The following is a 25,920-nucleotide window of genomic DNA, read 5'->3' as shown; positions in this document are numbered from 1 at the left end:
GCTGGTGAGGATAACCAGATGCTATCGACGCCGCTGAAATCACGGTCGCGAACCCGAGAGCGCCCGTCATTGCCATTTTCTTAAAGTTCATTGGCTAACTGTAAGGACATCGATCGCCAGTCTCGCTGACCGTGTTTTTTTTGTAACTTATTCGGAATGCTTCTTAGACACACGTATAAGTTGTCCTCTTTAGAGGGGTAGATATCGGGCCTAAACCAGCGGGTGGCCACACATGCCGCCGGTAAAGAAACCCGATACGCCGGCGCTGGGGCGTTACAGCCGCAGCCGCTGTCGCCGTAGATGACGCGGCGATTGCCGGGAATTGATCGGAGTTTGCCGAAACGTTGTCGTTGCCGGACGATTTCGGTTGCTCGCGTGACACATATCACCGCCGCCCATGCGGTCCTTAGCGTCGTGCCAGCACGAACGCCTCGATGTGTCGATCTCCGGCCCGCACTTCGTACTTCCGCCAGCCGGGATACAGCTCGATGCCTTTGGCCCAAATCTCGTCGCGCTCGCGTGACGTCGCGAGCCGCGCGGTGGCCTGCCAGGTATCGCGGCCGATCGTGACCGTCGCTTCCGGGTTGGCTTTCAGGTTGTGGTACCAGGCCGGATGCTTGGTACCACCGAAGTTGGATGCGATGAGGCCCACGCCGTCCGGGTGCGGGATGCCGTATACGGCGACGGTGCGTGGTTCACCGGATTTGGCGCCCGTGGTGGTCAGCATGACCACGGGGACCCCGGTCGCGACCCCAGCGAAGCTGCTCCTACCGCCGGTGGCTTTGGTGATGAGTCGGTCGAGGTGGTGCGCGGTCGGGCGAAGAAGCGCCACACCTACGGTCGTGGAGGCGAAGCGGCGCATCGCCCGATGAAAGGCATTCGCGTTGTCAAACGTTCGCCCAGGCATGGTGTCATTGTGGTCCCCCACGGCCGTCCTGAACAAGCAATTGGAAAACGCACCCCACACGTCACGAACGACATTAAGCTGCTGGTCGTGGGCGTGAAGGTGTTCGCTAAAGGGCAGGGGCGATGGCTGGCGGTTGCGGCTTCGCTCGTCGTCTCCGCCGCGATGATCCACGCGCAGGGCACCAAGCCACGGTGCTGCGTCGAGACCCCCGCAGCGGCTCCCACCACCAGCGCCGCGGCGGCTCCACCACCCGCCAGCGCGCCGCGCGCCGCCACCCCGGCTGAGGTGGAAGCGTTGACGGCGATGGCACCGCCTGCCCCTTCCGCCGGCCAGCAATTTCAGCTCGCACTGCCTCGCGGCGTCGCGTCCGAGGAACGGTTGCAGGTCAAGACCATTTGGGCGGCCCGCGTCATCAGCGTGCTCTTCCCCCAGATCAAGACAATCGGCGGATACCGAGAGGACCCATTGCCGTGGCATCCCAACGGGCTGGCGATCGACGTGATGATCCCGAACTTCCATAGCCCCGAGGGCATCGAGCTCGGCAACCAGATCGCCGGCTACGCCTTGGCGAACGCGAAACGATGGGGCATAAACCATGTGATCTGGCGCCAGAAGATCTACCCGGGCGTCGGCGGAGGCAACTGGATGGCGGACCTAGGCTCAGAGACCGCCGACCATTACGACCATGTTCACATCGCCACCGGCGGCGGCGGCTACCCGACGGGGCACGAAACCTATTACATCGCCTCGATGACCCCCACGCCGCGGGACTGATCCGCGTCGCATTGACGGCGTCTCCGTCATGCCGACCCGGCGGCGAACGCCGCCACCGGCATTTCGACGCTCCCCTGGCAGGGGCCGCTGTTGATGTCCGTGTGCCATGTCCCGCGTAGTGACCCATCGGGCTGCGGTGCGTAAAAGGCCCACGATCTCGCGGGTGCCCACACCTTCGAAACACCTTCGCCCATATAGCAATCCCATTGGAAGTCGAAGCGCTCGACCCACTTGGCTCCGTCCCAGATGTAGTGCGAAGGCTGGGGCAGCGTCGGATTCTTCGGCGTAGGGCCGTTGGTGGCGGTGGCCACGCACTTGCCCGACGAGCATGCGGTGGTGAAGACGTAATCGGCGCTGAATGTCGGTTCGGCCTGGGTGGCGGCGACGCTGGTGCCGGATTTACCAACCGCATACCTCACCAGTGAGTATTTGCCGTTCCACGACGGTGACATCGCATTCGCACACATGCCGGGTGCGCCGACGACCAACGCGGCGACGGCAGCAAGCACCGCAACTACCCGAAACCTCGGCCGCATTGCGTCAATGGTGGGCGTTCGATGACGCGTCGTGATCTCGGCGCGGACACGATCGCGGTGTTGTCGCGGGATATCACACTCGCAGTAGAAACAACCCGTAGGCCGCAACCGACTGCGCGTCGGCGATGACTCCCCCGCGAATCATCTGCTCGACCTCGTCACGTGAAAACCACGCACTGCGCATGTCCTGCTCCTCGTGCTCGCGGTCGGCTTCTCCCTCGGCGATACCCGTGGCCAAGAACACCCAGCCGCGTTGACTGGTCATTCCCGGAGCGACGTCGAGCCGGCCGAGCGCTTCGAAGGACGTTGCGCGCAATCCGGTTTCCTCACGTAACTCGCGTTCGGCCAGCTCGGCCGGTTCGGCGTGGGCCAGATCGGGAGCGGTGCCTTGCGGAAACTCCCAGCGTCGCTCATCGAGGGGATAGCGAAACTGCTCGACCAACCGGAAGCGCTGCCCGTCGTAGGGCATGACGAGCGCGTAGGCCGGCTTGTCGACGACGCCGTAGATGCCCACGCTCCCGTCGGGGCGCCGGATGTCATCCTCTCGCAGCACCATCCACGGGTTCCGGTAGATCTCACGGCTCGCGAGGCGTTCGATGAAAGTCACGACGCCAGTATCGCCGTGATTACCACAACTCATACGGTCGCGACGGCGAGGAGTAGCGTCCGAAGTCATGCCGTCCCCGGAAGCCATCACCGAGACCGTCAATCGCTACCTCGCGCTGGTCGCCACGGGCACCGCCGACGACATCGTGACCTTATACGCCGCCGACGCCACGATCGAGGATCCGATCGGATCCGACATTCGCCGCGGTCATGACGCCATCCGCGGGTTCTATGCGGGGTTTCAAGACGCGAAGAAGGCCACTGAACTGGCCGAATTGCGGATCTCCGGCAGCGAAGCCGCCTTCTTCTGGCATCTGACGCTCGACGCCGGTGACAGCCGTACCCGAATCTCGCCGATCTCGACGATGTCGTTCGACGGGGACGCCAAGATCACGTCGATGCGCGCGTTCTGGTCACCCGCGGACGTCCAGGTCTTGTAAGTCGGCGGGTTGCCTCGCCAATTTTGTTGGCCGACCGCCTAACTCGGAATCCGACCGAGGATGCCCTGCACGAGAGTTGTGGCGTCGTCGCCGAGATCGCGTCCAATTGCATCGACATCGACCACGACGTTGGCCTTGGCCGCCAGGGCCCGCAATGCGCTGGTGTGCTGGCTGCCGACATCGGTAATCCGCCCGTTGTCCTGCACGGTCCCCAGGGTGCTGCGCACCGACGTCACCGGGCCGGCTTGCACCGGTGTTCCGACGCTGTAGATACCGGACACGCCGCCGTGCGAGTACGTCAATTGCTTTCCGGCGCAGCTGTTGATCTGTTTGACGGCACCGGTGATAAAACTCTGTGCGGCCGCGGCATTGTCGAACGTCGCAACGAACTCCGAAACCCCATGCGGGAAACCATTGGTGTGTTGACCCAGGTCGACGCCGTAGATGGAACGGTAACCGCTGTCGCGATAGGACGCCGTCAAGCCGTTGAATACCGCTTCGGTGCATTCCGGGGGGTCAAAGCTGTCGCCGGGTTGCAGCTCGTGCGTCTGGGTCCATGTCTTGTTGACGTACATGCCGGGCGCCTTGATGAGGCCGGCAACATCTTCCCCGGTGAGCACCAGCGACTGTAAACCTTCGGGCGTCACCGACGGTTCAGGCGGCGCGGACACAGCGCCACTAGGCTTCGCCGCACCGGCCGCGATGGTTCCTCCGGAATGCGCCGTTGACTGGCCGGCGTGATGGTTGCCGAGGGTCGCCCACAGCACCAGTGCAACCGTGGCAAGGACGGTGAACGCATACGACAGCGTCAGTCCAACCAGAGCGCGATTGCGGCCGCGGTCGCCGCGCCGGCGAATGTCTTTCAGGGCGAAGTGCCCCAACACCGCTCCGACCGGAGCCAGCAGAAACGCGAACACGACCGACAGCGTCGCCAGCGTGTTCACCTCGTCGGAGGGTGGGCGCGGGGGTGGTTGGCCTGGAGGCGGAGGCGGCGGTGCGCCCCGGTCGAAGGGGTTGGGCCAACTGGGGCCCGGCCAGCTAGCTGTCATGAGAGCGGGTCGTCGTCAGAGTCATGGCCTCCCCGTCGGACTTCGCGCGCTCGAAGGCGAAGCACAAGATGTGCGTGATCCTAAGTGAGGTTGACGGGCTTGAGAATTCAGCCGACCCATTCGTCGACTCCGCGGCGTCTTCCCGCTCAATTCAGCTGCCACCCGGCAAGTGGCGTGCTGGTCGATTATCTCCCGCCAGACGGTGTGCTGGACCTAGTCGGTCAACCGTCGTCGCATTTGAGGACATGTCGCGCTGGCATCAATCGGCACGGTGCCCGATAGTCGTAGCAACAAGTCAGCGCCGATGTCATCAGAGGTGGGGTTTATGCGTGACGACTCATCACGCTGGAACGACCAAGACTATGCCGCGGCCGTCACGGCGGAACGTCCATGAGCACCCGCCGCCACATCATCGTCAGCGGTGACGACGCGCTGGCGACCACGATTGCCGAGGAACTGAACCGCGCGGGCGCCACCATCGCCAAGCTACACAGCGAGGAGCTCGTCGGCGCCGATCTTGCCCATGCGAGCGCCATCGTCTGCGCAGGGGACGACGATGCGCAGAACCTTGAATTCGCCTTGCTGGCAAGGAAAACGAATCCCAACGTGCGCGTCGTCGCGCGCTTGGGCAACAACGTGTTGCGGGCGGCGGTCGCCGCCGACAACGGTCCGGGCGCCATCCTGGACGTCGCCGACCTCGCGGCACCGTCGGTCGTCGAGGCCTGTCTGTCGAGCCACACGCACCCGGTCGAGGCGGCCGGGATCAAATTTCTGGTGTCGGGGGCCGACGCACCACGCGACGCGACCCTTCGCGAGATCTACGGCGACCTGGCACCGGTAGCCGTGATTCACGGCGAGAAGTCCGCCACGCCCGCCGAGGTGGTGCCCTGTCCGGGACGAGACCATCCGGTGCGTGCCGGTGACTGGACAGCCATGATCGGCAGCGCCGATGAGCTGGCCGCGCGCGGGATAAAGACTCCGCGGCCCAGCGCGACACGCTCTCGCCAGTCGTGGATGCGGCGAATTTCGGATGCTGCGAGGGCGATGCGCGACGACGTCAATCCCATGCTCTTCCCCGCCATGCTGCTCGCGCTCAGCCTGTTGCTCGCCTCGACAGTCATCGTGCACTTCTCCTATACGAAGCCACGGCTGTCCTGGCTGGACGCCATGTATTTCACCGCGGAGACCATCACCACCGTGGGATTCGGCGAATTCACGTTCCTCCATCAATCCGCATGGCTGCGAATTTTCGCCGTCGCGCTGATGTTCGCCGGCGTGACCACCACCGCGCTGCTCGTCGCGTTCCTGGCCGACCTGCTGCTCTCGCGGCGCTTCCTCCAATCGGCCGGCGTCCGGCGGGCACGCCATCTGCGCAACCACATCATCGTCGTCGGGCTGGGCTCGTTCGGCAGCCGCGTCGTCGGTGACCTGACCGCAGCCGGATACGACGTCGCGGTGATCGAGCGCGACGAGAACAACCGGTTCCTGTCGACCGCAGACGAACTCGACGTACCGGTGATCTTCGGGGACGCAACACTGCGCCAGACGCTGGAGGCGGCCCGCGTCGACCGCGCCCGGGCCGTCGCGGTGCTGACCCAGGACGACATGGTCAACATCGAGACCGGAATCGTGCTGCGCGAGATGCTCGGACCCCGGGTGATGCCCGAGGTCAATCGGCCCGACGTGCCGATCGTGCTGCGCATCTATGACCGCACCCTCGGCGATGCGGTGGCCAAGCGGTTCGGATTCGAGAACGTTCGCTCGACCGTCGACCTGGCCGCGCCCTGGTTCATCGGTGCCGCGATGGGTCTTCAGGTGCTGGGGACGTTCTCGGTCGGACAGCGTTCGTTCATGGTCGGCGCCATGCACGTGGCGGCCGGTAGCGAACTCGACGGGCTGCGGATGTTCGAGATGTCCACCCAGACCCGGGTCATCGCGATCACCCGCCGGGATACACCCGTCGAGCTGCACCCACGCCGGGACGCGTGGCTTCGCGGCGGCGACACCGTCTACCTGGTGGGGCCGTACCGCGAGCTGCTGGAGACCCTGCGCAAGGGACAGCCGCCCCAGGAGCCTGCCGTCAACGACGAGCGCCGCGCGGATAAAGCGGCGACCTGAGGCTTTCCGGTTCGGCCAGCGGGGCGACGGACACTACAGCCGTGCTGCCACGCCCGCGGCGCGACGAAGCTGATCGACATCCGAACTCGTCGGGATGAGCTGAACTTCGTCGGTGCCGATCGCCTCGAACCTGCGCAACACGTCCAGCAGCTCGTCGTCGCTGCCTGCCCAGCCCGTCATCGGCGCCATCGCGTCGACGTATTCAGCCGGTATCCAGTTCATGTAGCGCCGCAGATGACGGTGGATCTGGGCGCGAGACCCCTCGGGCGACCCGAACGCGAACCAGAACGACGTGATCAGGTGGGGTCTGGGCTTGCCGGCCTGGGCCCAGGATTCTCGGGTCACGTCGAACAGCTCGTTCTGCTTCGCGACGTCGAGGTCGAGGGTGGTGCCGGCCAGCCCGTCGGCCCACGCGGCCGCACTGCGGATGGTTTTCGGCCCGATACTGCCGACGAACAGCGGCGGACCGCCGGGCTGGACCGGCGCCGGCCCAACGGGCAGCACCGAGTCAGAGGTCTTCTCCCCCGCCCAGACGCGCCTCATCACCGCCACGCGTTCGGCCATGCCGCGCATCGTCTGTGTCGCCGGATCGGCACGCACGGCGTGGTAGTCCTCATGCCGGCCGCCCACCCCGATGCCCACGGTCAACCGGCCGCCGCTGAGCAGATCGCCGGTCGCCAGACCCTTGGCGAGCATGACGGGATCGTGCAGCTGCGGCACGATGACGGTCGTCAGCAGCCGCACCCGGTTGGTCCAGGCGGCCAGCGCTCCCAGCAATGTCAAGTTGTCCGGGTTGTCGAAGGCGATCCGCTCGCCCCAGCACAGTGACGAGAACGGGCCCTCGTCGATGGCGCGCGCCCACGTCTCGAGCACCGTCGCGTCCAGATCCGGCTCCATCACCGGCATGGTCATCGCAATCTGCACGACGGCGATTCTGGCATGTTTAACATGCGGCCTTTCAGTGGAACCATGGACCGAATGGCGTTCACGAGTAGTTCCATCGCACATGTCCGACTGACCGTGACCGATATCGAGCGGTCGAGGCAGTTCTACGAGAGCGTGTTCGGTTGGCCGGTGCTGCTGGAAGTCCCCGAAAACGCCGACGAATCTGCCCGCAATCAGTTGAGCTTCCTGTTCGGCGGCGTCATCTACGACCTCGGCGGCACGCTGCTCGGGCTGCGGCCGGTCGCCGCTGACCGCTTCGACGAGGACCGTGTCGGGCTTGACCACATTGCCTTTCGGCTTGCCAGCAAAGATGAATTGGATTCGGCGGCAGCGCATCTCGATGAACTCGCCGTCGTTCACGAGCCGGTGAAAGACATCGGGCCGTCCTACATTCTGGAGTTCCGCGACCCCGACAACATCGCCCTGGAGCTAACCGCGCCGAAGTAGCACGGCGTTGTCGAGCCGGGCATCGAGTGGTTGACTGGGAAGAACTATGACCATCAGTTTCAACCACACCATCGTCGCGTCACGCGACAAACACGAATCCGCCGAGTTTCTCGCCGAGCTGTTCGGTCTGCCCAGCCCAAAGCCCTTCGGCCACTTCATGGTTGTCGAACTCGAGCACGGCGTGAGTCTCGACTACGCAAATACACCTGAAGGCGCAGACATCCCACGGCAGCACTACGCGTTCTTGGTGTCCGAGCAGGAGTTCGACACGATCTACGACCGGATCCAGTCACGCGGTCTGCAGCACTGGGCCGATCCGGGCGCCAAACGCCCCGGCGAGATCAACCACAACCACGGCGGGCGCGGAGTCTATTTCCCGGATCCCTCCGGCCATGCCATGGAGATCCTTACCAGTCCGTATGGCTCTGCGGGCTGAGCGAGCAACTGCTGCGCCTAGTCGCCGGTGCGCGCCGTGCCGTGCCGCTGGCTTTCCTGCTCGCGATAGGCGTCGGCCAGCTGCGCAACATGCTTGGGCAGGGCACCGGTGGCGACGTCGGCCAGCGTCGTTTCTTCCAGCACCGATCGCATGCTGGCCCGCAGCGCGCGCCAGACATCGGTGAGCGCCGCCGTCGGTCCCGAGTACGGCAAGTCGCCGAGCCCGATGTCACGGACACTGGCCAGGGGTCCGTCGATACAGCGCAGCACGTCGGCAATGCTGATGTCTTTTCCAGACCGGGCCAATTCGTAGCCGCCTTCGCGACCGCGATGGCTTCGCACCAACCGGTCGGTACGCAGGTTGGTCAGGATGTCAACAAGAAATTGCGGCGGAATGCCCTGGGCGTGGGCCAAATCGTCCGTCTTCACCAGCGTTCCGTCGGGCACCGTGGCGAGCTGAATCATCGCCCGCACCGCATACTCCGCCTTCGCCGACATTCGCACTCACAGGATTGTGCCACCCAACGACACAATTTCGGTGCAGCCTGGCTGATCCGGCGCTACCCGCGTGATTCGAGCAGGTCGATGACCCGCTGCGCCTGCTCATCGACGGTCCCGTCCGGGGTGAGCCGAAGATCGGGGTTCACCGGCGCCTGATACGGGCTGTCGATGCCGGTGAACTGGCTGATCTCCCCGGCGCGCGCCTTTGCGTACAAACCCTTGGGATCGCGCTTTTCGCATTCCTCGATCGGGGTGTCGCAGAACACCTCGATGAAATCGAAGCCGGCGTCGGCGTGCACATTGCGGGCCAGTTCGCGTTGCTCAGCCAGCGGGCTGATCGCCGGTACCAGCACGACGTTGCCGCACTCGGCCAGCAGTGCCGCCACATGCGCCAGCCTGCGCAGGTTTTCGGCTCGGTCGGCCATGCTGAAGCCCAAGTCGGCGTTTAAACCGTGCCGCAGATTGTCACCGTCGAGAACGTAAGCCAGAGCTCCCTTTTCGAGCAGCTTTTGCTCGACCAACATGGCTACCGACGACTTACCGGAACCAGACAAACCGGTGAACCACACCGTCCTTCCTCGAGGCCGGGTCTCGGCGATCGCGGATGACCTGTGCCGCACGGTGTTCGGGCTCGCAGCCTGTGCCGAAACATCGCGCAACACCATGCCGGCCGCCACTGTTCCGTTGGTGTGCGCGTCGATGAGGATGAACGACCCGGTGCTGGGGTTGCGGGTGTATTCGTCGAGCAGCAGAGGTACCTGGGTGCGCAACGAAATGCGGCCGAGTTCATTGAGCTTCAGCGCCGTTGCCGTCTTGTCGCGGTGCAGCGTGTTGACGTCGAGCCGGTAGTCAAGCGCAGTCACCTTGGCGTGCGTGGTGCGGGTGGTGTGCTTGATGACGTAGTCACGCCCGGGTTCGAGAGCCGCATTGTCGGCCATCCAGCACACCGTGGCGTCGAACTCCTGCGCGACCCGGGGCTGATTGTGGGTGCGGGCGATCAAATCGCCACGCGAGATATCGATCTCGTCGGCCAGGGTCAGCGAAACGGCCATCGGCGGAAAGGCTTCTTCCACTGGACCATTCGGCCCATCAATCGCGGCGATGCGGGTGTGCTTGCCGACCGGCAGCACCACCACTTCATCGCCGGGACGCATGACCCCGCTGGCGACCGTACCCGCGTAGCTGCGGTGGTCCTGGTGTTCGCGGGTGTGCGGGCGGATGACGTACTGGACCGGGAACCGCACGTCGACCATGTTGCGGTCACCCGCGATGTACACCTCTTCGAGGTGCGACAGCAACGCCGGGCCCTCGTACCACGGGGTCTGGTCCGACTTGGTCACCACGTTGTCGCCGTGCAACGCCGAAAGCGGGATGGTGGCCACGTCGTGCACGTCCAGGCGTGCGGCGAAGGCGTGAAATTCGTCCCGGATCTCCTCGAATCTCTCTCTGTCCCAACCGATCAGGTCCATCTTGTTGACCGCAAGCACGATGTGCTGGATGCCCAGCAGGGACGCGAGAAAGGCGTGCCGGCGGGACTGCTCGAGCAAGCCGTGCCGCGCGTCGACCAGCACGATCACCAGTTGGGCGGTCGACGCGCCGGTCACCATGTTGCGGGTGTATTGGATGTGGCCGGGAGTGTCGGCGATGATGAATTTCCGCTTGGGAGTGGCGAAGTAGCGATAGGCGACGTCGATGGTGATGCCCTGCTCGCGCTCGGCCCGCAGGCCATCGGTCACCAACGCCAGATCGGTGTAATCGTGGCCCCGGTCCTTGGACGTCTGTTCCACCGCGGCCCACTGGTCTTCCATCACGGCCTTGGAGTCATACAGCAGCCGGCCGATCAGGGTGGACTTACCGTCGTCGACGGAACCCGCAGTCGCCAAGCGCAATAGCGTTGTCATCAGAAGTATCCCTGCCGTTTGCGGTCTTCCATGCCGGCCTCCGAGATCCGGTCGTCAGCCCTGGTGGCCCCGCGTTCGGTCAGCCGCGACACCGCGGTCTCGGCGATGACCTCGGCCACAGTGGCGGCCTGCGATTCCACGCACCCGGTGCACGTGACGTCCCCGACGGTGCGGAAACGCACCGTTGTCTCGAACACCGGCTCGTCGTCGCCCGGCTGCATGTTGCGGTCGACCGCCAGCAGCATGCCGTCGCGGCGAAACACCTTGCGCTGGTGCGCGTAATAGATCGACGGCAATGCGATGTTCTCGGCGCCGATGTAGGACCAGATGTCGAATTCGGTCCAGTTGGACAACGGGACCACCCGGATGTGCTCGCCCTTGTGATGGCGGCCGTTGTACAGGTTCCACAGCTCGGGGCGCTGCGCCTTCGGATCCCACTGACCGAACTCGTCGCGGAAGCTGAACACGCGCTCCTTGGCGCGGGCCTTCTCTTCGTCGCGGCGCGCTCCCCCGAACGCGGCGTCGAACTTGTTCTCCCCGATGGCACGCAGCAGTGTCACGGTCTGAATCGAGTTGCGTCCCTGGCGCGGCTCGACGACCCGCCCGGCGTCGATGTCCTCCTGGACCGAGGCGATCACCAAGCGCACGCCGTGCTCAGCCACCAACTCGTCGCGGGTCGCGATCACCTCATCGAAGTTGTGTCCGGTGTCGACGTGCATCACCGGGAAGGGCAGCCGGCCGGGACGGAACGCCCGCAGCGCCAGGTGCAACATGACGATGGAATCCTTGCCGCCCGAGAACAGCAGCACCGGCCGCTCGAACTCCGCGGCCACCTCGCGAATGATGTGGATCGCCTCTGCCTCCAGCGAGCGCAGATGACTCAACTCGTACTGTCCGGCGGCGGGGGCCACCTTCAGATCACCGGGCATAGCTTCCCTCATAAATCTGGTAGAACTGACCATATTTAGAATCTTAACAAGATATAAGACCAGCTCGGCCCGGCGCTGTCAACCGCTGGAGCTGGCCGCCGGATCCGCGTGGCGCGCATGCCAGACACCGGACACATCGCGCCAAGGGTCGCGGCGGCACTTTTACGGCCGGTGGGGGTGCGAAAACATGGACGGATGACTGCCTCCCCCGAAACTTTCCCGTCCGCGCCGAGCGGTCGCGACGTCATCGCGCAGTTCCTCCCCCAGTCCCCGTTCGTCGTCAAGCTGGGCATCGTCGCCGACCGGCTCGATGAGGACGAAGTACAGCTGCGGCTGCCCTGGGATCCTTCCAACGTGACCATCGGCAACATGGTCCACGGCGGCGCCATCGCCACGCTCGCCGATCTCACCGTCATGGCGGCGGCGTGGTGCGGCGCGCAGGCGCCGCCCGAGCTGCGGGGCGTGACGGTGTCCATCACGCTGGACTTCATGGCCCCGGCCCGGGCCACCGACCTGATCGGCGTCGGCCGGGTCCTGCGGCGCGGCCGGTCACTGGTCAACTGCGAGGCCGAGATCGTCGACCCACAGGGCACGCTGGTCGCCAAAGCGCTGGCGACCTACAAGGTCGGCTGACGCACTACGGCTCTCGGCGGCTAGAACAATTGCCCGCTCCTCTTCACCCGCTACGCGGGCTGCATCGTCGCCGAGCTAGAGCGTGACCTCGTTGAGCTTGCCGGTGGCCACGTCGAAGACGAATCCGCGCACGGAGACGTGCTGGGTGACGAACGGGCTGCCCTCAATGCGGCGCAGCGATTGCCGTACGTCCTCGGCGAGGTCGCCGAAAGCCTCGGCCGCCCACGGCGGTTTGACCCCGGTCTCCTCCTGGATGCTGCGCTTGAAGTCGTCGTCGGTGAAGGTAAGCATGCCGCAATCGGTGTGATGGATCAGGATGATCTCCCGCGTCCCCAGCAAGCGTTGGCTGATGGCCAGCGAGCGGACGACGTCGTCGGTGACGACCCCGCCGGCGTTGCGGATGACGTGGGCCTCTCCCTCGTTGAGCCCGAGGATGCGGTAGACGTCGAGCCGGGCATCCATGCATGCGACGACCGCGACATGTTTGACCGGGGGCATCGGCAGCGGACCCTCGAAGGTGCTCGCATATTCGGCGTTGTTGGCCAGGTATTCATCGGTAACCGTCACGCGAGCCTCCTTGACAGTGTCGCGGCCTGAGCCGCTTGCTGCACGGCTTGGCACCGCGGTGGATCCTAACAACCGATCACACGCCATTCACGGGTGAGAATCAACCGGATCCGAAGGCGACCGAACGCGGCGGGCGACCGCAACGCGCGACGTTGTGCTACCGGCTCGATAGCCTGTCCCAATGCGACGTGGGCTGTGCGGACGAGCATGACTCGGTTTCTTGCACGCCGGTTGCTCAACTACGTTCTGCTGCTGGCGCTGGCATCGTTTCTGACGTTTTGCCTGACGTCGGTGGCCTTCAGGCCACTGGACAGCCTGTTGCAGCGCAACCCGCGCCCGCCACAAGCCGTAATCGACGCCAAGGCCCATACGCTCGGTCTGAATGAGCCGATACCGATCCGCTACGCGCAGTGGGCGTCGCACGCCGTGCGCGGTGACTTCGGTAAGACCGTCACCGGGCAGCCCGTCGGGACGACGCTGTGGCGTCGCATCGGGGTAACCCTGCGCCTGTTGGTCATTGGTTCGCTAGTGGGCACCGTGCTGGGCATCGCGGCCGGGGCGTGGGGCGCCATTCGCCAGTATCGACTCAGCGATCGCGTGGTCACCATGGTGGCGCTGCTGGTTCTCAGCACGCCGACATTCGTGATCGCCAGCCTGCTGATCCTTGGCGCGCTGCGGGTGAACTGGGCCGTGGGCATCCATATCTTCGACTACACCGGGGAGACCTCACCGGGGGTGACCGGTGGGACCGGCGCGCAGCTGCTCGACCGGTTACGGCATTTGGTGTTGCCGTCGCTGACTCTGGCGCTGGCCGCCGCGGCGGGATACAGCCGTTACCAGCGCAACGCGATGCTGGACGTCCTCGGCCAGGATTTCATCCGCACGGCGCGCGCCAAAGGGCTCACCCGCCGGCGGGCGCTCGTCAAGCACGGGCTGCGCACCGCCCTGATCCCGCTGGCCACCCTGTTCGCCTATGGGGTGGCCGGCCTGGTCACCGGCGCGGTGTTCGTGGAGAAGATCTTCGGCTGGCACGGCATGGGCGAATGGCTGGTGCAGGGCATCGCGACTCAGGACACCAACATCATCGCGGCGATTACCTTGTTCTCCGGCGCGGTGGTGCTGCTGGCCGGCTTGCTGTCGGACGTGTTTTACGCTGCCCTTGATCCACGGGTGCGGGTGTCATGACGAACCAGGCGAACATCGATGCCGCCCATGGCTTTTCGAGTCACGAAGTGGCGGACTTCACCTCACGCCGCACCCTGGTGCTTCGGAGATTTGCCCGCAACAGGTTCGCTGTGGCATCCCTGACGTTGTTGGTGTTGCTGTTCGTCGGCTGCTACACCCTGCCCGCGGTGCTGCCCTATTCCTACGACGACCTCGATTTCAGCGCACTGCTGCAGCCGCCGAACCCGCGCCACTGGCTGGGCACCAACGCGCTGGGTCAAGACCTGCTGGCGCAAATCCTGCGCGGGATGCAGAAATCGATGCTGATTGGTGTCTGCGTCGCGGTCATTTCCACCGGCATCGCCGCCACCGTCGGGTCGGTCGCAGGCTATTTCGGTGGCTGGCGTGATCGCATGCTGATGTGGGTGGTCGACCTGCTGTTGGTGGTGCCCAGCTTCATCCTCATCGCCATCGTGACGCCGCGAATCAAGAACTCGGCCAATGTCTTGATGCTGGTCCTGTTGCTCGCGGGATTCGGCTGGATGGTCAGCTCGCGCATGGTGCGGGGCATGACCATGAGTCTGCGCGAACGCGAATTCATCCGGGCCGCAAGGTATATGGGGGTGTCCAGCCGCCGCATCATCGTCGGCCACGTGGTGCCCAACGTGGCGTCGATCTTGATCATCGACGCGGCGCTGAACGTCGCCGCGGCAATCCTCGCCGAAACCGGCCTGAGCTTCCTCGGTTTCGGCATCCAGCCACCGGACGTGTCGCTGGGAACGTTGATCGCCAACGGCACCCAATCGGCGACCACCTTTCCCTGGGTGTTTCTGTTTCCCGCGGGCGTGCTGGTCCTGATCCTGGTGTGCGCCAACCTCACCGGCGATGGCCTACGGGATGCGCTCGACCCCGGCAGCGCGGTGCTTGGCGGTGGCGGCCGATGAGTGCGCTGCTCGAGGTGACCGACTTGGCGGTCACCTTCCCAACGGGTGGCGCGCCGGTGAGGGCGGTGCGCGGTGTCAGCTACCGCATCGAACCCGGAGAAGTCGTCGCCGTGGTCGGCGAATCCGGTTCGGGGAAGACCGTTTCGGCGATGGCGGCCATCGGTCTGTTGCCCGAGTACGCGCAGGTGCGCGGGTCGGTGCGGTTGCACGACACCGAACTGCTGGGCCTTCGCGACGACGCGATGTCGCGGTTGCGCGGCAAAACGGTCGGCATGGTATTTCAGGATCCGATGTCGGCGCTCACGCCCGTCTACACCGTCGGCGACCAGATAGCCGAAGCGATCGAGATCCACCAGCCGCGGGTGGGCAAGAAGGCCGCCCGCCGCCGAGCGGTCGAACTGCTCGAGCTGGTGGGAATCGCGCAGCCGGACCGACGCGCTCGCGCGTTTCCGCATGAGCTGTCCGGCGGGGAACGACAACGGGTGGTCATCGCAATCGCCGTCGCCAACGACCCCGACTTGTTGATCTGCGACGAGCCCACCACCGCGCTGGATGTCACGGTGCAGGCGCAGATTCTCGAGGTGCTCAAAACGGCGCGCGACATCACCGGTGCCGGGGTGCTCATCATCACGCACGATCTCGGCGTGGTCGCTGAGTTCGCCGACCGCGCCCTGGTGATGTATGCCGGGCGGGTTGTCGAATCCGCCGACGTGAGAACGCTTTACCGGGATCGCCGCATGCCCTACACCGTCGGCTTGCTGGGCTCGGTCCCGCGGCTCGACGCAGCCCAGGGCACCCGGTTGGTGCCGATCCCGGGTGCGCCACCATCGCTGGCGGCCCTGGACCCCGGGTGCCCCTTCGCTCCGCGTTGCCCGCTGGCCATCGACGAATGTCGGCTCGAGGAGCCGACATTGCTCTCCGTGGGCACCGAACATCGGGCGGCGTGCATCCGCACCGATGAGGTCGACGGGCGAAGCGCCGCGGACATCTACGGAGTGCGCACCGAAGCCCACCAAGCGAAATCCGCTGACACATCGGTCGTCGTCCGGGTGCGCGGCCTGACCAAGACCTACCGGCTGACCAAAGGCGTGTTGCGTCGCAGCGCCGGTGAGGTTCGCGCCGTCGACGGCGTCAGTTTCGAATTGCGGCAGGGCCGCACCCTGGGCATCGTCGGTGAGTCCGGTTCAGGCAAATCGACCACTCTGCATGAGATCTTGGAACTCACCGGGCCCCAATCGGGTTCAATCGAAGTGCTGGGCACCGATGTCACCGCGCTGAGCGCTGCGACCAGGCGATCGCTGCGGCGCGACATTCAGGTCGTGTTCCAGGACCCGGTCGCCTCGCTGGACCCGCGGCTACCGGTGTTTGATCTGCTCGCGGAGCCCCTGCGGGCCAACGGGTTCGACAAGAGCCGCACCAACGCGCGCGTCGCCGAGCTGCTCGACATCGTGGGACTGCGTCGCGCCGACGCCGTCCGTTACCCCGCCGAATTCTCCGGCGGGCAAAAGCAGCGCATCGGCATCGCCCGTGCGCTGGCGTTGCAACCGAAGATCCTGGCGCTCGACGAACCGGTTTCCGCGCTCGACGTGTCCATCCAGGCCGGCATCATCAACCTGCTGCTCGACCTGCAAGAGCGATTGAACCTATCCTATCTGTTTGTCTCCCACGATCTTTCGGTGATCAAGCACCTCGCGCACCAGGTCGTCGTGATGTATGCCGGCGCCATTGTGGAGCAGGGCGACAGCCGCCAGGTCTTCGCCGATCCGCAACACGAATACACCCGGCGGCTGCTGAACGCGGTGCCACAACCGGATCCGGGCAGACGTGCCTAGCCGGATGGTCATGACGCGTCAGGGAACCCGCTTCGCGGCCGTGTTCCTCGGGATAATGCTGGCGCTGACGGGCTGCTCGCCGGCCGTCAGCCTCATCCCCGAAACGGGCCAGAACGCGCGGATCGGCTCGGCGAGCGACGTCAACCCGCACGATCCAGTCACTCTGCAAGACGGCGGTGCCCTGCGACTGGCGCTGACAGACTTTCCGCCGAACTTCAACATCTTGCACATCGACGGCAATTCGGCCGACGTCTCCGCGATGATGAAGGCCACCCTGCCGCGGGCCTTCATCATCGGGCCGGACGGCTCGACGACGGTCGACACCGACTACTTCACCAGCGTCGAGCTCACCGGGACTGCGCCGCAGGTGGTTACGTACACGATCAACCGCCGGGCGGTCTGGTCCGACGGCACACCGATCACCTGGGAGGACATCGCAAGCCAGATCCACGCCCTGAGCGGCGCCGACAAGACCTTCGAGATCGCCGGGCCCAGCGGCGCCGACCGCGTCGCGTCGGTGACGCGTGGTGTCGATGACCGGCAGGCCATCATGACCTTCGCCAAGCCCTACGCCGAATGGCGGGGCATGTTCGCCGGCAACGGAATGCTGCTGCCCAAGAGCATGACGGCCAACCCGGAGGCGTTCAACAAGGGCCAGCTGGAGGGGCCCGGTCCCTCGGCCGGCCCGTTCGTCGTCTCGTCGCTGGATCGGACCACCCAGCGGATCGTGTTGAGCCGCAACCCGAAATGGTGGGGCACGCGGCCTCGCCTGGACAGCATCACCTACCTGGTGCTCGACGATGCCGCGCGGCTCCCGGCGTTGCAGAACAACACGATCGATGCCACCGGGGTCGGCACGATCGACCAGCTGACCATCGCGCAGCGCACCAAGGGGATCTCGATACGGCGCGCGCCCGCCCCGGCCTGGTCTCACTTCACGTTCAACGGCGCCCCGGGCTCGATCCTGGCCGATAAGGCGCTGCGCGTCGCGGTGGCCAAGGGGATCGATCGGCAGACCATCGCCAAAGTCGTCCAGTACGGCCTCACCAGCGATCCGGTCGCGCTGGGCAACCATATCTATGTCGCCGGGCAGCAGGGCTATCAGGACAACAGCTCGGTCGTGCCCTACGACCCGGCCGCGGCCAGCCGAGAGCTTGACGCGTTGGGCTGGAAGCTGGCCGGCCAGTTTAGGGAGAAGAACGGCCGGCAGCTGGTAATCCGCGATTTGTTCTACGACGCCCAGGGCAGTCGGCAGTTTGCCCAGATCGCCCAGCACAGCCTCGCTCAGATTGGCGTCAAGCTCGAGCTCGTCTCTCGCTCGGGCAGCGGCTTCTTCACCAACTACATCAACGTCGGGGCTTTTGATATTGCTCAATTCGGTTGGCTCGGAGATGCTTTCCCACTCTCGGCGCTGACCCAGATCTACAAATCCGACGGAGAAAGCAATTTCGGCAAGATCGGCAGCGAGCAGATCGACGCCGCCATCGAAGGCACGCTGGAAGAACTCGATCCGGCCAAGGCGCGAGCGTTGGCCAACGAGCTGGACAAGATGATCTGGGCGGAGGGATTCAGTCTTCCGCTGACCCAATCGCCCGGCGATGTCGCGGTGCGCAGCTCGCTGGCCAATTTCGGCGCAACCGGTCTCGCCGACCTCGACTACACCGCAATCGGTTTCACGCGGAGTTGAGCCGCCGCCGTAGCCGGTTCGGAATCGGCAGGGTGCCCTCGGCGACGGCCGCCGCTGCGAGCGCCTTCCACAGCAGCCGCACCTCTGGGCGCGGCGGAAGCGCGTCCAGCGCCGATGCCTGTGCGGCAAGGCTATTCAGGTCGCCCCGCGCAACCGCGTCGGCACTTGCGAGCGCCACGGGCTCACGAAAATCCAGCGCGCTGTGTGCCATGCTCGGCAAGCTCAACAGCACTGCATTAGGCAGCAGCGCCGCGACACGTTGCGCGACGGCCGGCGGGGTGATCAGGTCACGACCTCCGGAAACCACCGCGGTGGGCCAGTCGAATTTCGGCATTTCGGCCGCCAGGTCGTAGGGCTCGTCCTCGAAAGTCACTCGCTGCGTGCGTGCTCTGCTTTCGGCGACTGCGGGATCGAGCGGTAGGCCGTCGGGCTCGGCCGCGTAGTCCAGTTCGCGGAACGCGATGCGGCTCACCAAGTCTTCTTCGTAGCGGTACGGCAGGTTGCTCAGGGTGGTGAACCGGGATAGCGCCCACCACAATAGTTTTCGTCCGTCCAGTAGCAGGTCGAGTTGACGCTCGAGCAGGTCGGTACCCCCATAGCCGTAGATTGTCGCGACGACCTGTGTCGCCGTCGCATCCATGACGCCGGCGTCGACGAGTTTGCGCATTTTCGGTGCCACTGAGGCGGTTTCGGGGCTATCACCTCTCAGCAGCAGCCGGCGAATCGCGCGGCGCACGATGACGATGTCGTGCCGGGACAGCAGCGGTGAATCGAGCACCATGCCGCGCACCCGGCCCGGATGGCGCACCCCGACGCCGGACGCGATGTAGGTGCCGTACGAGGCCCCGTAGATGACGGCCGACTCGGCGTGGGCGTCGTCGAGCACCGCGGCCACATCGTCGACCACCTGGTTCACGGTCATCGATTGCGGCGGCAGATCGGCGCCCGAATCGTCGTGGCGCGACATCCCCACCCCGCGGTGCTCGATCATGATGACGTCGAGACCAGCCGCGGCGGCGCGCCGCCGCAGTCCTTTGTACATCTGCACCGAGGCGACTCCCGGCCCGCCGGGGATGATGACCAACGGATGGGCGGACTTGCGGCCCGCGCGAACGTAGTACAGAGCGAATTCTTCGGCGGTGTGCGGTGAGATCGGCCGGCGCACGGGCCGGACGCCCGGCAGTTCCGCAAGTTTCTCCTGTATCCGGCTGCGCTTCGCGTTCATCGTCATCAGTGTGGGTCCACCATGAAACCATTCTGCAGGCAAGCCGACAGCGCGGCATTAAATCGCTCTGAGCAGCGGTACCGGCTGAGCGCGGCCAAAGGCTAAGCGCTGAGAACGATGCGGTGTGCGCCCTTGACGCCGTCGTAACGGTCGGGGCTACAGGTGAGCACGATCACCTGTCCGTGGGTTCCCACGGTGTCGAACAACTCTCCCATTTTGGTCAACCGGTCCGGGTCGGTGAAACCGAGCGCGTCGTCGACCACCACCGGGACGGCGTCCTCCTTGGCGACCAGGGCCGCACCGGCCAGCCGCGCCAGGATGCCGAGTTGCTCCTTCGCGCCACCCGATAAAGATTCGTATGGCACCGTGATGCCGTTCAGCGTGCGGCTGCGGATGCACAAGTCGCTGTCGATATCGACCTCGAAACCCGGGCCGAACACTGGGCGGCCGAGCCTCTGCAGTTCCGCGCGGTAGGGCTCAACGTAACGCCGCCGGGTGGTGTCGCGGTGGCGCGTCATGACCGAGCGCAGCAGCTGCGCGGCCCGCGCGCGGCCGCCCACCTGGCTGTGTTCGGTGGCGGCGTGCTCGCGTTCTGTTTCCGCGGCGTCGAGCTTGCCTTGGCGTCCCTCACTGCCGAACACCGAGAGTTCGATGGTGATCTCACGCAACGCGCGGGCCGCTTCTTCGTAGCGCTCGCGCAGCGTGTCGGCTTCCTCGTTGGCATCGGCCAACTCGATGGCGACCGCATCGGGTTCGGCCGCGGCCAGGGCGTCGGCGAGTTCGGTGACTCGTTGTTGCGCGGCCTGCGCCGCGCCCAGTGCCGTGGTCGAAGAGGCCGTGAGTTCGTCATCGCCGGCCGACGCGCGCTCGGCCGCCAGCCGGCCGGCAGCGGCGTCCAGCTCGGCGCGCTGGGTCTCCAAGGTGTTCTGCAGAACCGTTGCCCGCGTGGATAACTCGGCGAGCCCGGTCGCGGCGGCGGTAGCGGCCTGACGGAGTGCCTCGCATTCGCTCGATGCGGCCGTGCGAGCCTGAAGGACCGCGGCGAGTTCGCCACGGGCGGCGCCGATATCTGTGAGAACGAGTTCGGCCCCGGCGAGGTGTTCGGCACGCAGCTGCGCCAGCCGCGACCGCAGCTCGTGTACCTGTTCGTCACCGCACAGGCCGGCCAGAGTTGCAGTGAGCTGATCACGGGTGCTGTGCAGCTCGCGGCGACGCTGATCGGCGGAGCGTGCTGCGGCAAGGTCGGTCACCGTACCGGCCGCCAGCGCCGCTGCCAACTCTTCTTGTGCCGCAGCATGTTTGGCGTGAATGTCCAGGGTGGTCGCGCCCGGAGTGACCCTGGCGGTCAGGACGCCAGGAACCTCCACCGCGGTAGGCCCGGCGGCGGTGATCGACCAGCTCTGCCCGGCCGGCAGAGATATCTGCTGATCGGCGACGACCAGATGAATGTCTGCGACAGCGCTGAATTCGATGGCCGCCGAGGTCAGTGCCAGCTGGTCACCGGTGCGATCGACGGCCGCCGCGGCGTCCTCGATTCGTCGCAGCACCGCCTCGGTGACGGCGAAGGTGCTGAGCTCGGTGCCGATACGCTCGCGATCCCGCTCGATGGCGTCGATCTTGGCTAACCGGGCGGTCAACCGATCGGCCTCTTCGCGGTTGGCGAGTTGGTCGACCGTGCAACGCGCAAATTCCATCCGGCGCTCCAGCTCGGCAAGGGCCTCGGTGGCCTGTTGCAACGCGGCGCCGGCCGCTTCGGCCTCCCCGCGGGCCGCGGCTTGGGCAGCCGCGGCTTCGGCGGCCTGCGTTTGCATCTCGGCGACGGCACCGGCCCGGGTGTCGATTTCGGTGAGCAGTTGCCGGCGTGCAGAGTGGGCACCGCTCGCCGCCGCGACGGTGGCGGCGGCGGCCTCGGCGACGAGCTGAGCTTCACGCCGCTGCGCGGTCAGCGCTGTGATTTTGTCGGCGGCTTCCTGCGCGGCGGCAACCCGCGGCCCGGCGGTGATCCGGCCCTGGGAGAAGTCGGCCACCTGCTCGGTCAACACGGCATGACGAGCCACCCGGTCGTCGACCTCGGCGACGGCCGCCGCACACTCGGCGACCGCGGCCTCGGCGTCGGCCAGCCGGGTGATCGCGGCGGCCCACTCGCCCGTCGGCCGTCCGGTTGGGGTGAAGTAACGCCCGTATTCGGTGTCGATGCGTTCGATGAGCAAAGGCTCGGTGCCGCACAGCCCTCTGCTGTCGCCGGCGGCCACATCAAGCGCCCGCGAGAGCGCGTCGCACCCGGACAAGTCCACGGCGGCCGTCGACGCCGACTGCAGCACCCGCTGGGCGTGCCACAGGTCGCTGTCCACCGTCTCGGCCAGCATCGCCCGGACCCGTTCGTGAGCTTCGTCGCCAGTCAGTTGTTCGCGGCACGGCCGGACAACCGTCAGCTCCGTCTCACATTTCTTGTGAAAGCGCTTGCGATACACAAAACGATAAGGGCCGCAACTGATTTCTGCGGATACCTCGGAACCCACATCAGTGTGGGTTGGCTTGACCTGCTTGACTTCCTTCTTCGTCGAGCGGTCCCGGGCTTCCAGGAGCAGATCCAGGGCTTCGATCATCGACGACTTGCCGATCTCGTTGGCGCCGCACACCACCACGACGCCGTGGTCGGGGAATTCGACTTCGCGGTGCGAAATGCCGCGGTAGTTGGTGAGGGTCAGCCGGTGCAGCTTCACGCCGCGCCCCGGTCGGTGAGGCGCAGCAGTAGCGCCAGCGCCGCCTGCGCATCGGCGGCGGTCGCGCAGTCCTCCTCGCGCGCGGTGGCCACCAGCTCCTCGACCGCCGCGGCGGCGAAGCCTCCGATACCGAGGTCGCTGAATTCGCCGTCGGCCGGGATCACCACCAGGTCGGTGCGACGTTCCCACAGACCCAGCCAGGCGAACAACCGCGCGTATTTGTCCAGGCAGGCGTCCAGCGTGGCGCGGTCGGTGACCGTCAACGAACCGGTCAGCCCCAGGCGCACCACGGTTCGCTCCTTCTCGGTCATCAGGTCGAGGTTCATGTCGAGATCGGCGATGTCGCGGCTGGTGTCGACCTGCCGGTGCATCGTGACGAACCGCCAGCTTCCGACATGCCTTGGCGTTACGGCGACCGTCCGCTGCGGGTCGGCCTCGTCGATGTCGACGATCAAGACATGACCGGGGTCGGATTCCACATCGTCGAAGTTGGTGACTTCCGGGGAGCCGGAGTACCACACCCGGCCGCTGCCGCCGACCTGGGTGAGTGAGTGCTTATCCCCAAGCGCCACATAGTGCACTGCGCCGCGGCTCACCGCGTCGTCGACCTTGGGCAGCCGGATCAGCGAGGGCTTGTCCCGATCGGGATCTAGAACATCGACACCGCCGTGTGCGACGAGGATCCGGGTGCTCACACCCGCGGGCAGGTTGTCGAGGACGTCGGCGACCAGGTCCGTGGTCGGCACCTTTGACCGCCACGGCGCGGCGACGATCTCCAGCCCGGGACGCACCTGATGCACGCCGCCCCTATCGAGTACCACGACGTTGTCGGGACGCTCGGCGGCGAACAGCGCGCTGGTGTACACCGATGAGGCGTCCAGGGGATCGTGGTTGCCCGGTAACAGGTACACCGGAATTCCGATGGCGCGCATGGCTTCCAGAGACTGCCCGATCACCTTGGGCGGAAGCTGGTTGTGTTCGAAGACATCCCCCGATACCACGACGAACTCGGCGCCGACTTCTGCGGCCAGCGCGCCCAGACCGGCAACCGCGTCGCGGCGCGCCGCTGAATAGCGCGGCTGCGCGTCACCAGCGAGGAAGTGCCTGGTCATGCCCAACTGCCAGTCGGCTGTGTGCAGGAACCGCATGCGGCGACCCCCTTTCGAAGTGCGTGTTTACCAGGGCATCGCGAGTTTAGGTCTGCGCACCGACAAGACGCGGGACCTCGATCGGCAGGTCTTGGTCTGAGATCGGCCGGCTCCTCATCGGCGGGCCGAATCGGACACACCCGGCTCAACGCGCCATTCAGGATCCGGCAGCAACCCGAGCCCAAATGAGTTGCGCGAGTGTGAATCCATGGCGGCTGGGGGCCGATATTTGTCGGTGGGTGCGGCTAGTTTGGCGGTGTGAGTGCAAGTAGCCAGCAGGATGTCGATGCGGTGTTCGACGCGCTCGATGCCGACCTGGACCGTGCCTGCGCGTTGTCGTTCGACGCATTGAACGCGCGGCAACAACTGGCGATCTTGGAGCGCTGCGAGAAGCTGCGCCGGCGCATACCGGCCCTGGAGCATCCGCTGGTCAATTCCCTTGCCCGTCAAGCCCCGTCCGAGGAGCTCGGCGGCACGTTGACCCATGCGATCACCGAGGCGACGCTGATCAGCCGCGCAGAAGCCGCCCGGCGCGTCAAGGAGGCGCGGGATCTGGGCTCTCGGCATGGCCTGACCGGTGAACCCGTCCCACCAGCCCTGGCCGCCACCGCGGCTGCCCAACGCGATGGAAAGCTGGGGGCAGGCCAAATAGCGGTGATCCGCAAGTTCTACCACCAGTTGCCCGGCTGGGTGGATTTCGCGGCCCGCGAGCTCGCCGAAGCCCAGCTGGCCGAGTTCGGAACGCGATTCTGCCCTGAAGCACTCGACGAGCTCGCCCGAGGGTTGGCCGATCGGCTCAACCCCGACGGCACCTATCGGGACGAGGACCGTGCCCGGCGTCGAGGCCTGACTTTGGGCAACCAACAATGCGACGGCATGTCGGAGTTGCGCGGCCTGCTGACACCCGAAGCGCGCGCCACCCTCGAAGCCGTCTTGGCGAAACTCGCCGCTCCAGGCATGTGCAATCCCCTCGACGAGACTCCGTGCGTGGACGGCGCACCCAGCCAGGAAGCCATCGACCATGACCCGCGCTCAGTGAGTCAACGCAACCACGACGGGCTGCTTGCCAGCCTGCGCGGCGTGCTGGCCTCCGGAGAGTTGGGCCAGCACAACGGGTTACCGGCCTCCATCGTCGTCACCACGACGCTGCAGGAGCTGGAGGGCGCTGCCGGTCGGGGCCTGACCGGAGGCGGCACCATCCTGCCGATGAGTGATGTCATACGGCTGGCCCGGCACGCGCATCACTACTTGGCCGTCTTCGACCGCGGCAAAGCGCTGGCGCTGTATCACACCAAACGACTCGCCTCACCCGGGCAGCGAATCATGTTGTACGCCAAGGATCGCGGGTGCTCGAACCCCGGATGCACGGTGCCCGGCTACTACTGCGAAGTTCATCATGTCACCGACTGGTCCAAGTGCCACACCACCGACGTCGACGACTTGACCTTCGCCTGCGGCCCCCATCACCGTCTGCTCAGACCCGGCGGCTGGATGACTCGTAAGAACGGCAAAGGCGATACCGAATGGATTCCGCCGCCGCGCCTAGACAGAGGACAAGCTCGCACCAACACCTTCCACCACCCGGAAGAGCTCCTTCGCGACGGCGACGGCGACGATGACGGTGACGGTGATCATGACGAAGGTGACGGCCGCGCGGCGTAGCACACTTACCGCCGCACTGATTAATCTGATTGCTCGTGACTGGTCAGCGCACCTTGCTGTTGATGCGGCACGCGAAGTCCGATTACCCGCCTGGTGTCGCCGACCATGATCGGCCGTTGGCGTCGCGCGGCGTCCGGCAGGCCGGCCTCGCGGGCGACTGGCTGCGTGCCCACGCACCCACTATTGAGCGCGTGCTGTGCTCCACGGCGACGCGCACCCGGGAGACGCTGCTGAACACCCGCATCGATGCGCCGGTGCGATACAGTGAGCGCCTTTATGCGGCCACCCCGGGCACGCTGATCGACGAGATCAACACGCTGGACGACGGCGTCAGCACGCTGCTCGTTATCGGGCACGAGCCGACGATCTCAGCCCTGGCGCTGGGCCTCGGCGGAGCGCCGGGTACGAATACTACTGCGGCCGAACGCATTTCAGCCAAGTTTCCGACGTCGGCCATCGCGGTGCTCACCGTGCCGTGCGCCTGGGAAGAGCTGGAACTCGGGGTGGCGACGCTGATCGACTTCGAGGTTCCGCGCTGAGGTCGGCTGGCCCAGCTAGGAGTTGGTGGCCAGCGTCAGCTCCATCAGTTTGATGGCCTGCCCGCACGCATCGATGCCCGGCGCCTGCGGGTTGATCCACCATCCGACCACCCCGGCCGCGTCGCTGGCCACGCCGCACGCACCGTTCGCGTCGTCGGGCCGCATGACGATCGAGTCGATGCCGGCGATCGAACGCGTCTCGATCTTG

General features: G+C 65.9%; 25 protein-coding genes. 12 read left to right on the top strand and 13 right to left on the bottom strand.

The window, feature by feature from the left end; all coding sequences use genetic code 11:
- Positions 1-406: 406 nt before the first annotated feature.
- Positions 407-907 carry a nitroreductase family deazaflavin-dependent oxidoreductase gene (locus tag VFW69_RS01875; protein ID WP_526497583.1) on the bottom strand — a complete coding sequence of 167 codons (501 nt, stop codon included), beginning with the start codon at positions 905-907 and terminating at the stop codon, positions 407-409.
- 99 nt (positions 908-1,006) lie between these two features.
- Between VFW69_RS01875 and VFW69_RS01870 the strand changes: the two genes are divergently transcribed.
- The gene (locus tag VFW69_RS01870) at positions 1,007-1,681 is read left to right on the top strand and encodes a VldE C-terminal domain-containing protein (RefSeq protein WP_526497589.1); all 675 of its coding nucleotides are present in this window, start codon (positions 1,007-1,009) and stop codon (positions 1,679-1,681) included.
- A gap of 26 nt (positions 1,682-1,707) precedes the next feature.
- Here the strand turns inward: VFW69_RS01870 and VFW69_RS01865 are convergent, their stop codons facing one another.
- Together VFW69_RS01865 and VFW69_RS01860 are read right to left on the bottom strand one after the other, a co-directional pair.
- The gene (locus VFW69_RS01865) at positions 1,708-2,217 is read right to left on the bottom strand and encodes an Rv2253 family sensor-like surface protein (RefSeq protein ID WP_526497581.1); all 510 of its coding nucleotides are present in this window, start codon (positions 2,215-2,217) and stop codon (positions 1,708-1,710) included.
- 73 nt (positions 2,218-2,290) lie between these two features.
- The gene (locus VFW69_RS01860; protein WP_526497579.1) at positions 2,291-2,857 is read right to left on the bottom strand and encodes an NUDIX domain-containing protein; all 567 of its coding nucleotides are present in this window, start codon (positions 2,855-2,857) and stop codon (positions 2,291-2,293) included.
- A gap of 34 nt (positions 2,858-2,891) precedes the next feature.
- Between VFW69_RS01860 and VFW69_RS01855 the strand changes: the two genes are divergently transcribed.
- Positions 2,892-3,263, top strand: a complete 372-nt coding sequence (locus tag VFW69_RS01855; protein WP_526497577.1) for a nuclear transport factor 2 family protein — start codon at positions 2,892-2,894, stop codon at positions 3,261-3,263.
- Positions 3,264-3,301: 38 nt separating this feature from the next.
- Here VFW69_RS01855 and VFW69_RS01850 read toward each other — a convergent pair whose 3' ends face one another.
- Positions 3,302-4,207, bottom strand: a complete 906-nt coding sequence (locus VFW69_RS01850; RefSeq protein ID WP_526497575.1) for a sensor domain-containing protein — start codon at positions 4,205-4,207, stop codon at positions 3,302-3,304.
- A 495-nt stretch (positions 4,208-4,702) separates the two neighbouring features.
- On the opposite strand from VFW69_RS01850, the gene VFW69_RS01845 reads away from it, so the two are divergent.
- Entirely contained in the window at positions 4,703-6,430 is a 1,728-nt protein-coding gene (locus VFW69_RS01845; RefSeq protein WP_526497573.1) for an NAD-binding protein, read from the top strand.
- A 33-nt stretch (positions 6,431-6,463) separates the two neighbouring features.
- Here the strand turns inward: VFW69_RS01845 and VFW69_RS01840 are convergent, their stop codons facing one another.
- Positions 6,464-7,342 carry an LLM class flavin-dependent oxidoreductase gene (locus tag VFW69_RS01840; RefSeq protein ID WP_526497587.1) on the bottom strand — a complete coding sequence of 293 codons (879 nt, stop codon included), beginning with the start codon at positions 7,340-7,342 and terminating at the stop codon, positions 6,464-6,466.
- Positions 7,343-7,408: 66 nt separating this feature from the next.
- On the opposite strand from VFW69_RS01840, the gene VFW69_RS01835 reads away from it, so the two are divergent.
- A complete protein-coding gene (locus tag VFW69_RS01835; protein ID WP_526497571.1) occupies positions 7,409-7,822 on the top strand; it encodes a VOC family protein in 414 nt (137 codons plus the stop codon).
- 46 nt (positions 7,823-7,868) lie between these two features.
- On the top strand, positions 7,869-8,258 hold the full coding sequence (locus VFW69_RS01830; protein ID WP_526497569.1) for a VOC family protein: 390 nt from the start codon (positions 7,869-7,871) through the stop codon (positions 8,256-8,258).
- A 17-nt stretch (positions 8,259-8,275) separates the two neighbouring features.
- Here VFW69_RS01830 and VFW69_RS01825 read toward each other — a convergent pair whose 3' ends face one another.
- The 3 genes from VFW69_RS01825 to cysD are packed head-to-tail and all read right to left on the bottom strand — an operon-like array spanning position 8,276 to position 11,621.
- The gene (locus tag VFW69_RS01825; protein ID WP_526497567.1) at positions 8,276-8,761 is read right to left on the bottom strand and encodes an Rrf2 family transcriptional regulator; all 486 of its coding nucleotides are present in this window, start codon (positions 8,759-8,761) and stop codon (positions 8,276-8,278) included.
- 56 nt (positions 8,762-8,817) lie between these two features.
- A complete protein-coding gene (gene cysN, locus VFW69_RS01820; RefSeq protein ID WP_526497565.1) occupies positions 8,818-10,659 on the bottom strand; it encodes a sulfate adenylyltransferase subunit CysN in 1,842 nt (613 codons plus the stop codon).
- Positions 10,659-11,621, bottom strand: coding sequence for a sulfate adenylyltransferase subunit CysD (gene cysD, locus VFW69_RS01815; protein WP_526497563.1), 963 nt, complete (start codon positions 11,619-11,621; stop codon positions 10,659-10,661). Before cysD ends, cysN begins: the two co-directional genes overlap by 1 nt.
- Before the next feature lie 162 nt (positions 11,622-11,783).
- Between cysD and VFW69_RS01810 the strand changes: the two genes are divergently transcribed.
- The gene (locus VFW69_RS01810) at positions 11,784-12,221 is read left to right on the top strand and encodes a PaaI family thioesterase (RefSeq protein ID WP_526497561.1); all 438 of its coding nucleotides are present in this window, start codon (positions 11,784-11,786) and stop codon (positions 12,219-12,221) included.
- A 75-nt stretch (positions 12,222-12,296) separates the two neighbouring features.
- Here VFW69_RS01810 and VFW69_RS01805 read toward each other — a convergent pair whose 3' ends face one another.
- Positions 12,297-12,788, bottom strand: coding sequence for a beta-class carbonic anhydrase (locus VFW69_RS01805; protein ID WP_526497559.1), 492 nt, complete (start codon positions 12,786-12,788; stop codon positions 12,297-12,299).
- A gap of 207 nt (positions 12,789-12,995) precedes the next feature.
- Between VFW69_RS01805 and oppB the strand changes: the two genes are divergently transcribed.
- From oppB to oppA, 4 genes are read left to right on the top strand one after another with little or no spacing between them, the layout of a single operon-like run.
- Entirely contained in the window at positions 12,996-13,973 is a 978-nt protein-coding gene (gene oppB / locus VFW69_RS01800; RefSeq protein WP_526497557.1) for an oligopeptide ABC transporter permease OppB, read from the top strand.
- 47 nt (positions 13,974-14,020) lie between these two features.
- Positions 14,021-14,896, top strand: coding sequence for an oligopeptide ABC transporter permease OppC (oppC, locus tag VFW69_RS01795; protein WP_526497585.1), 876 nt, complete (start codon positions 14,021-14,023; stop codon positions 14,894-14,896).
- Positions 14,893-16,728, top strand: a complete 1,836-nt coding sequence (gene oppD, locus VFW69_RS01790; protein ID WP_526497555.1) for an oligopeptide ABC transporter ATP-binding protein OppD — start codon at positions 14,893-14,895, stop codon at positions 16,726-16,728. Before oppC ends, oppD begins: the two co-directional genes overlap by 4 nt.
- Before the next feature lie 10 nt (positions 16,729-16,738).
- Positions 16,739-18,415: an oligopeptide ABC transporter substrate-binding protein OppA gene (gene oppA / locus VFW69_RS01785; protein ID WP_526497553.1), complete on the top strand. Its 1,677-nt coding sequence runs from the start codon at positions 16,739-16,741 to the stop codon at positions 18,413-18,415.
- On the opposite strand, the gene VFW69_RS01780 is transcribed toward oppA, so the two are convergent.
- The 3 genes from VFW69_RS01780 to VFW69_RS01770 all read right to left on the bottom strand — a co-directional run bounded on the left by VFW69_RS01780 (position 18,402) and on the right by VFW69_RS01770 (position 23,511).
- Positions 18,402-19,646, bottom strand: a complete 1,245-nt coding sequence (locus tag VFW69_RS01780) for an alpha/beta fold hydrolase (protein ID WP_526497551.1) — start codon at positions 19,644-19,646, stop codon at positions 18,402-18,404. The genes oppA and VFW69_RS01780 overlap by 14 nt on opposite strands.
- Before the next feature lie 95 nt (positions 19,647-19,741).
- Complete coding sequence (locus tag VFW69_RS01775) at positions 19,742-22,363, bottom strand: AAA family ATPase (protein ID WP_526497549.1); 2,622 nt, start codon at positions 22,361-22,363, stop codon at positions 19,742-19,744.
- On the bottom strand, positions 22,360-23,511 hold the full coding sequence (locus VFW69_RS01770) for a metallophosphoesterase family protein (RefSeq protein ID WP_526497547.1): 1,152 nt from the start codon (positions 23,509-23,511) through the stop codon (positions 22,360-22,362). Before VFW69_RS01770 ends, VFW69_RS01775 begins: the two co-directional genes overlap by 4 nt.
- 258 nt (positions 23,512-23,769) lie before the next feature.
- Here VFW69_RS01770 and VFW69_RS01765 point away from each other — a divergent pair, with 258 nt between their 5' ends.
- Positions 23,770-25,173 carry an HNH endonuclease signature motif containing protein gene (locus VFW69_RS01765; protein ID WP_526497545.1) on the top strand — a complete coding sequence of 468 codons (1,404 nt, stop codon included), beginning with the start codon at positions 23,770-23,772 and terminating at the stop codon, positions 25,171-25,173.
- Positions 25,174-25,208: 35 nt separating this feature from the next.
- Positions 25,209-25,712 (top strand): SixA phosphatase family protein, encoded by a 504-nt coding sequence (locus VFW69_RS01760; RefSeq protein ID WP_526497543.1) that lies wholly within the window; start codon positions 25,209-25,211, stop codon positions 25,710-25,712.
- Positions 25,713-25,727: 15 nt separating this feature from the next.
- Here the strand turns inward: VFW69_RS01760 and VFW69_RS01755 are convergent.
- Positions 25,728-25,920: DUF3558 family protein (locus VFW69_RS01755; RefSeq protein ID WP_526497541.1), on the bottom strand; the 193-nt coding region annotated here is incomplete at its 5' end.

The sequence above is a fragment of the Mycobacterium sp. genome (genome assembly GCF_036273375.1).
In the GTDB taxonomy this organism is placed as follows: domain Bacteria; phylum Actinomycetota; class Actinomycetes; order Mycobacteriales; family Mycobacteriaceae; genus Mycobacterium.
This window is presented reverse-complemented; position numbering and strand designations above follow the sequence as displayed.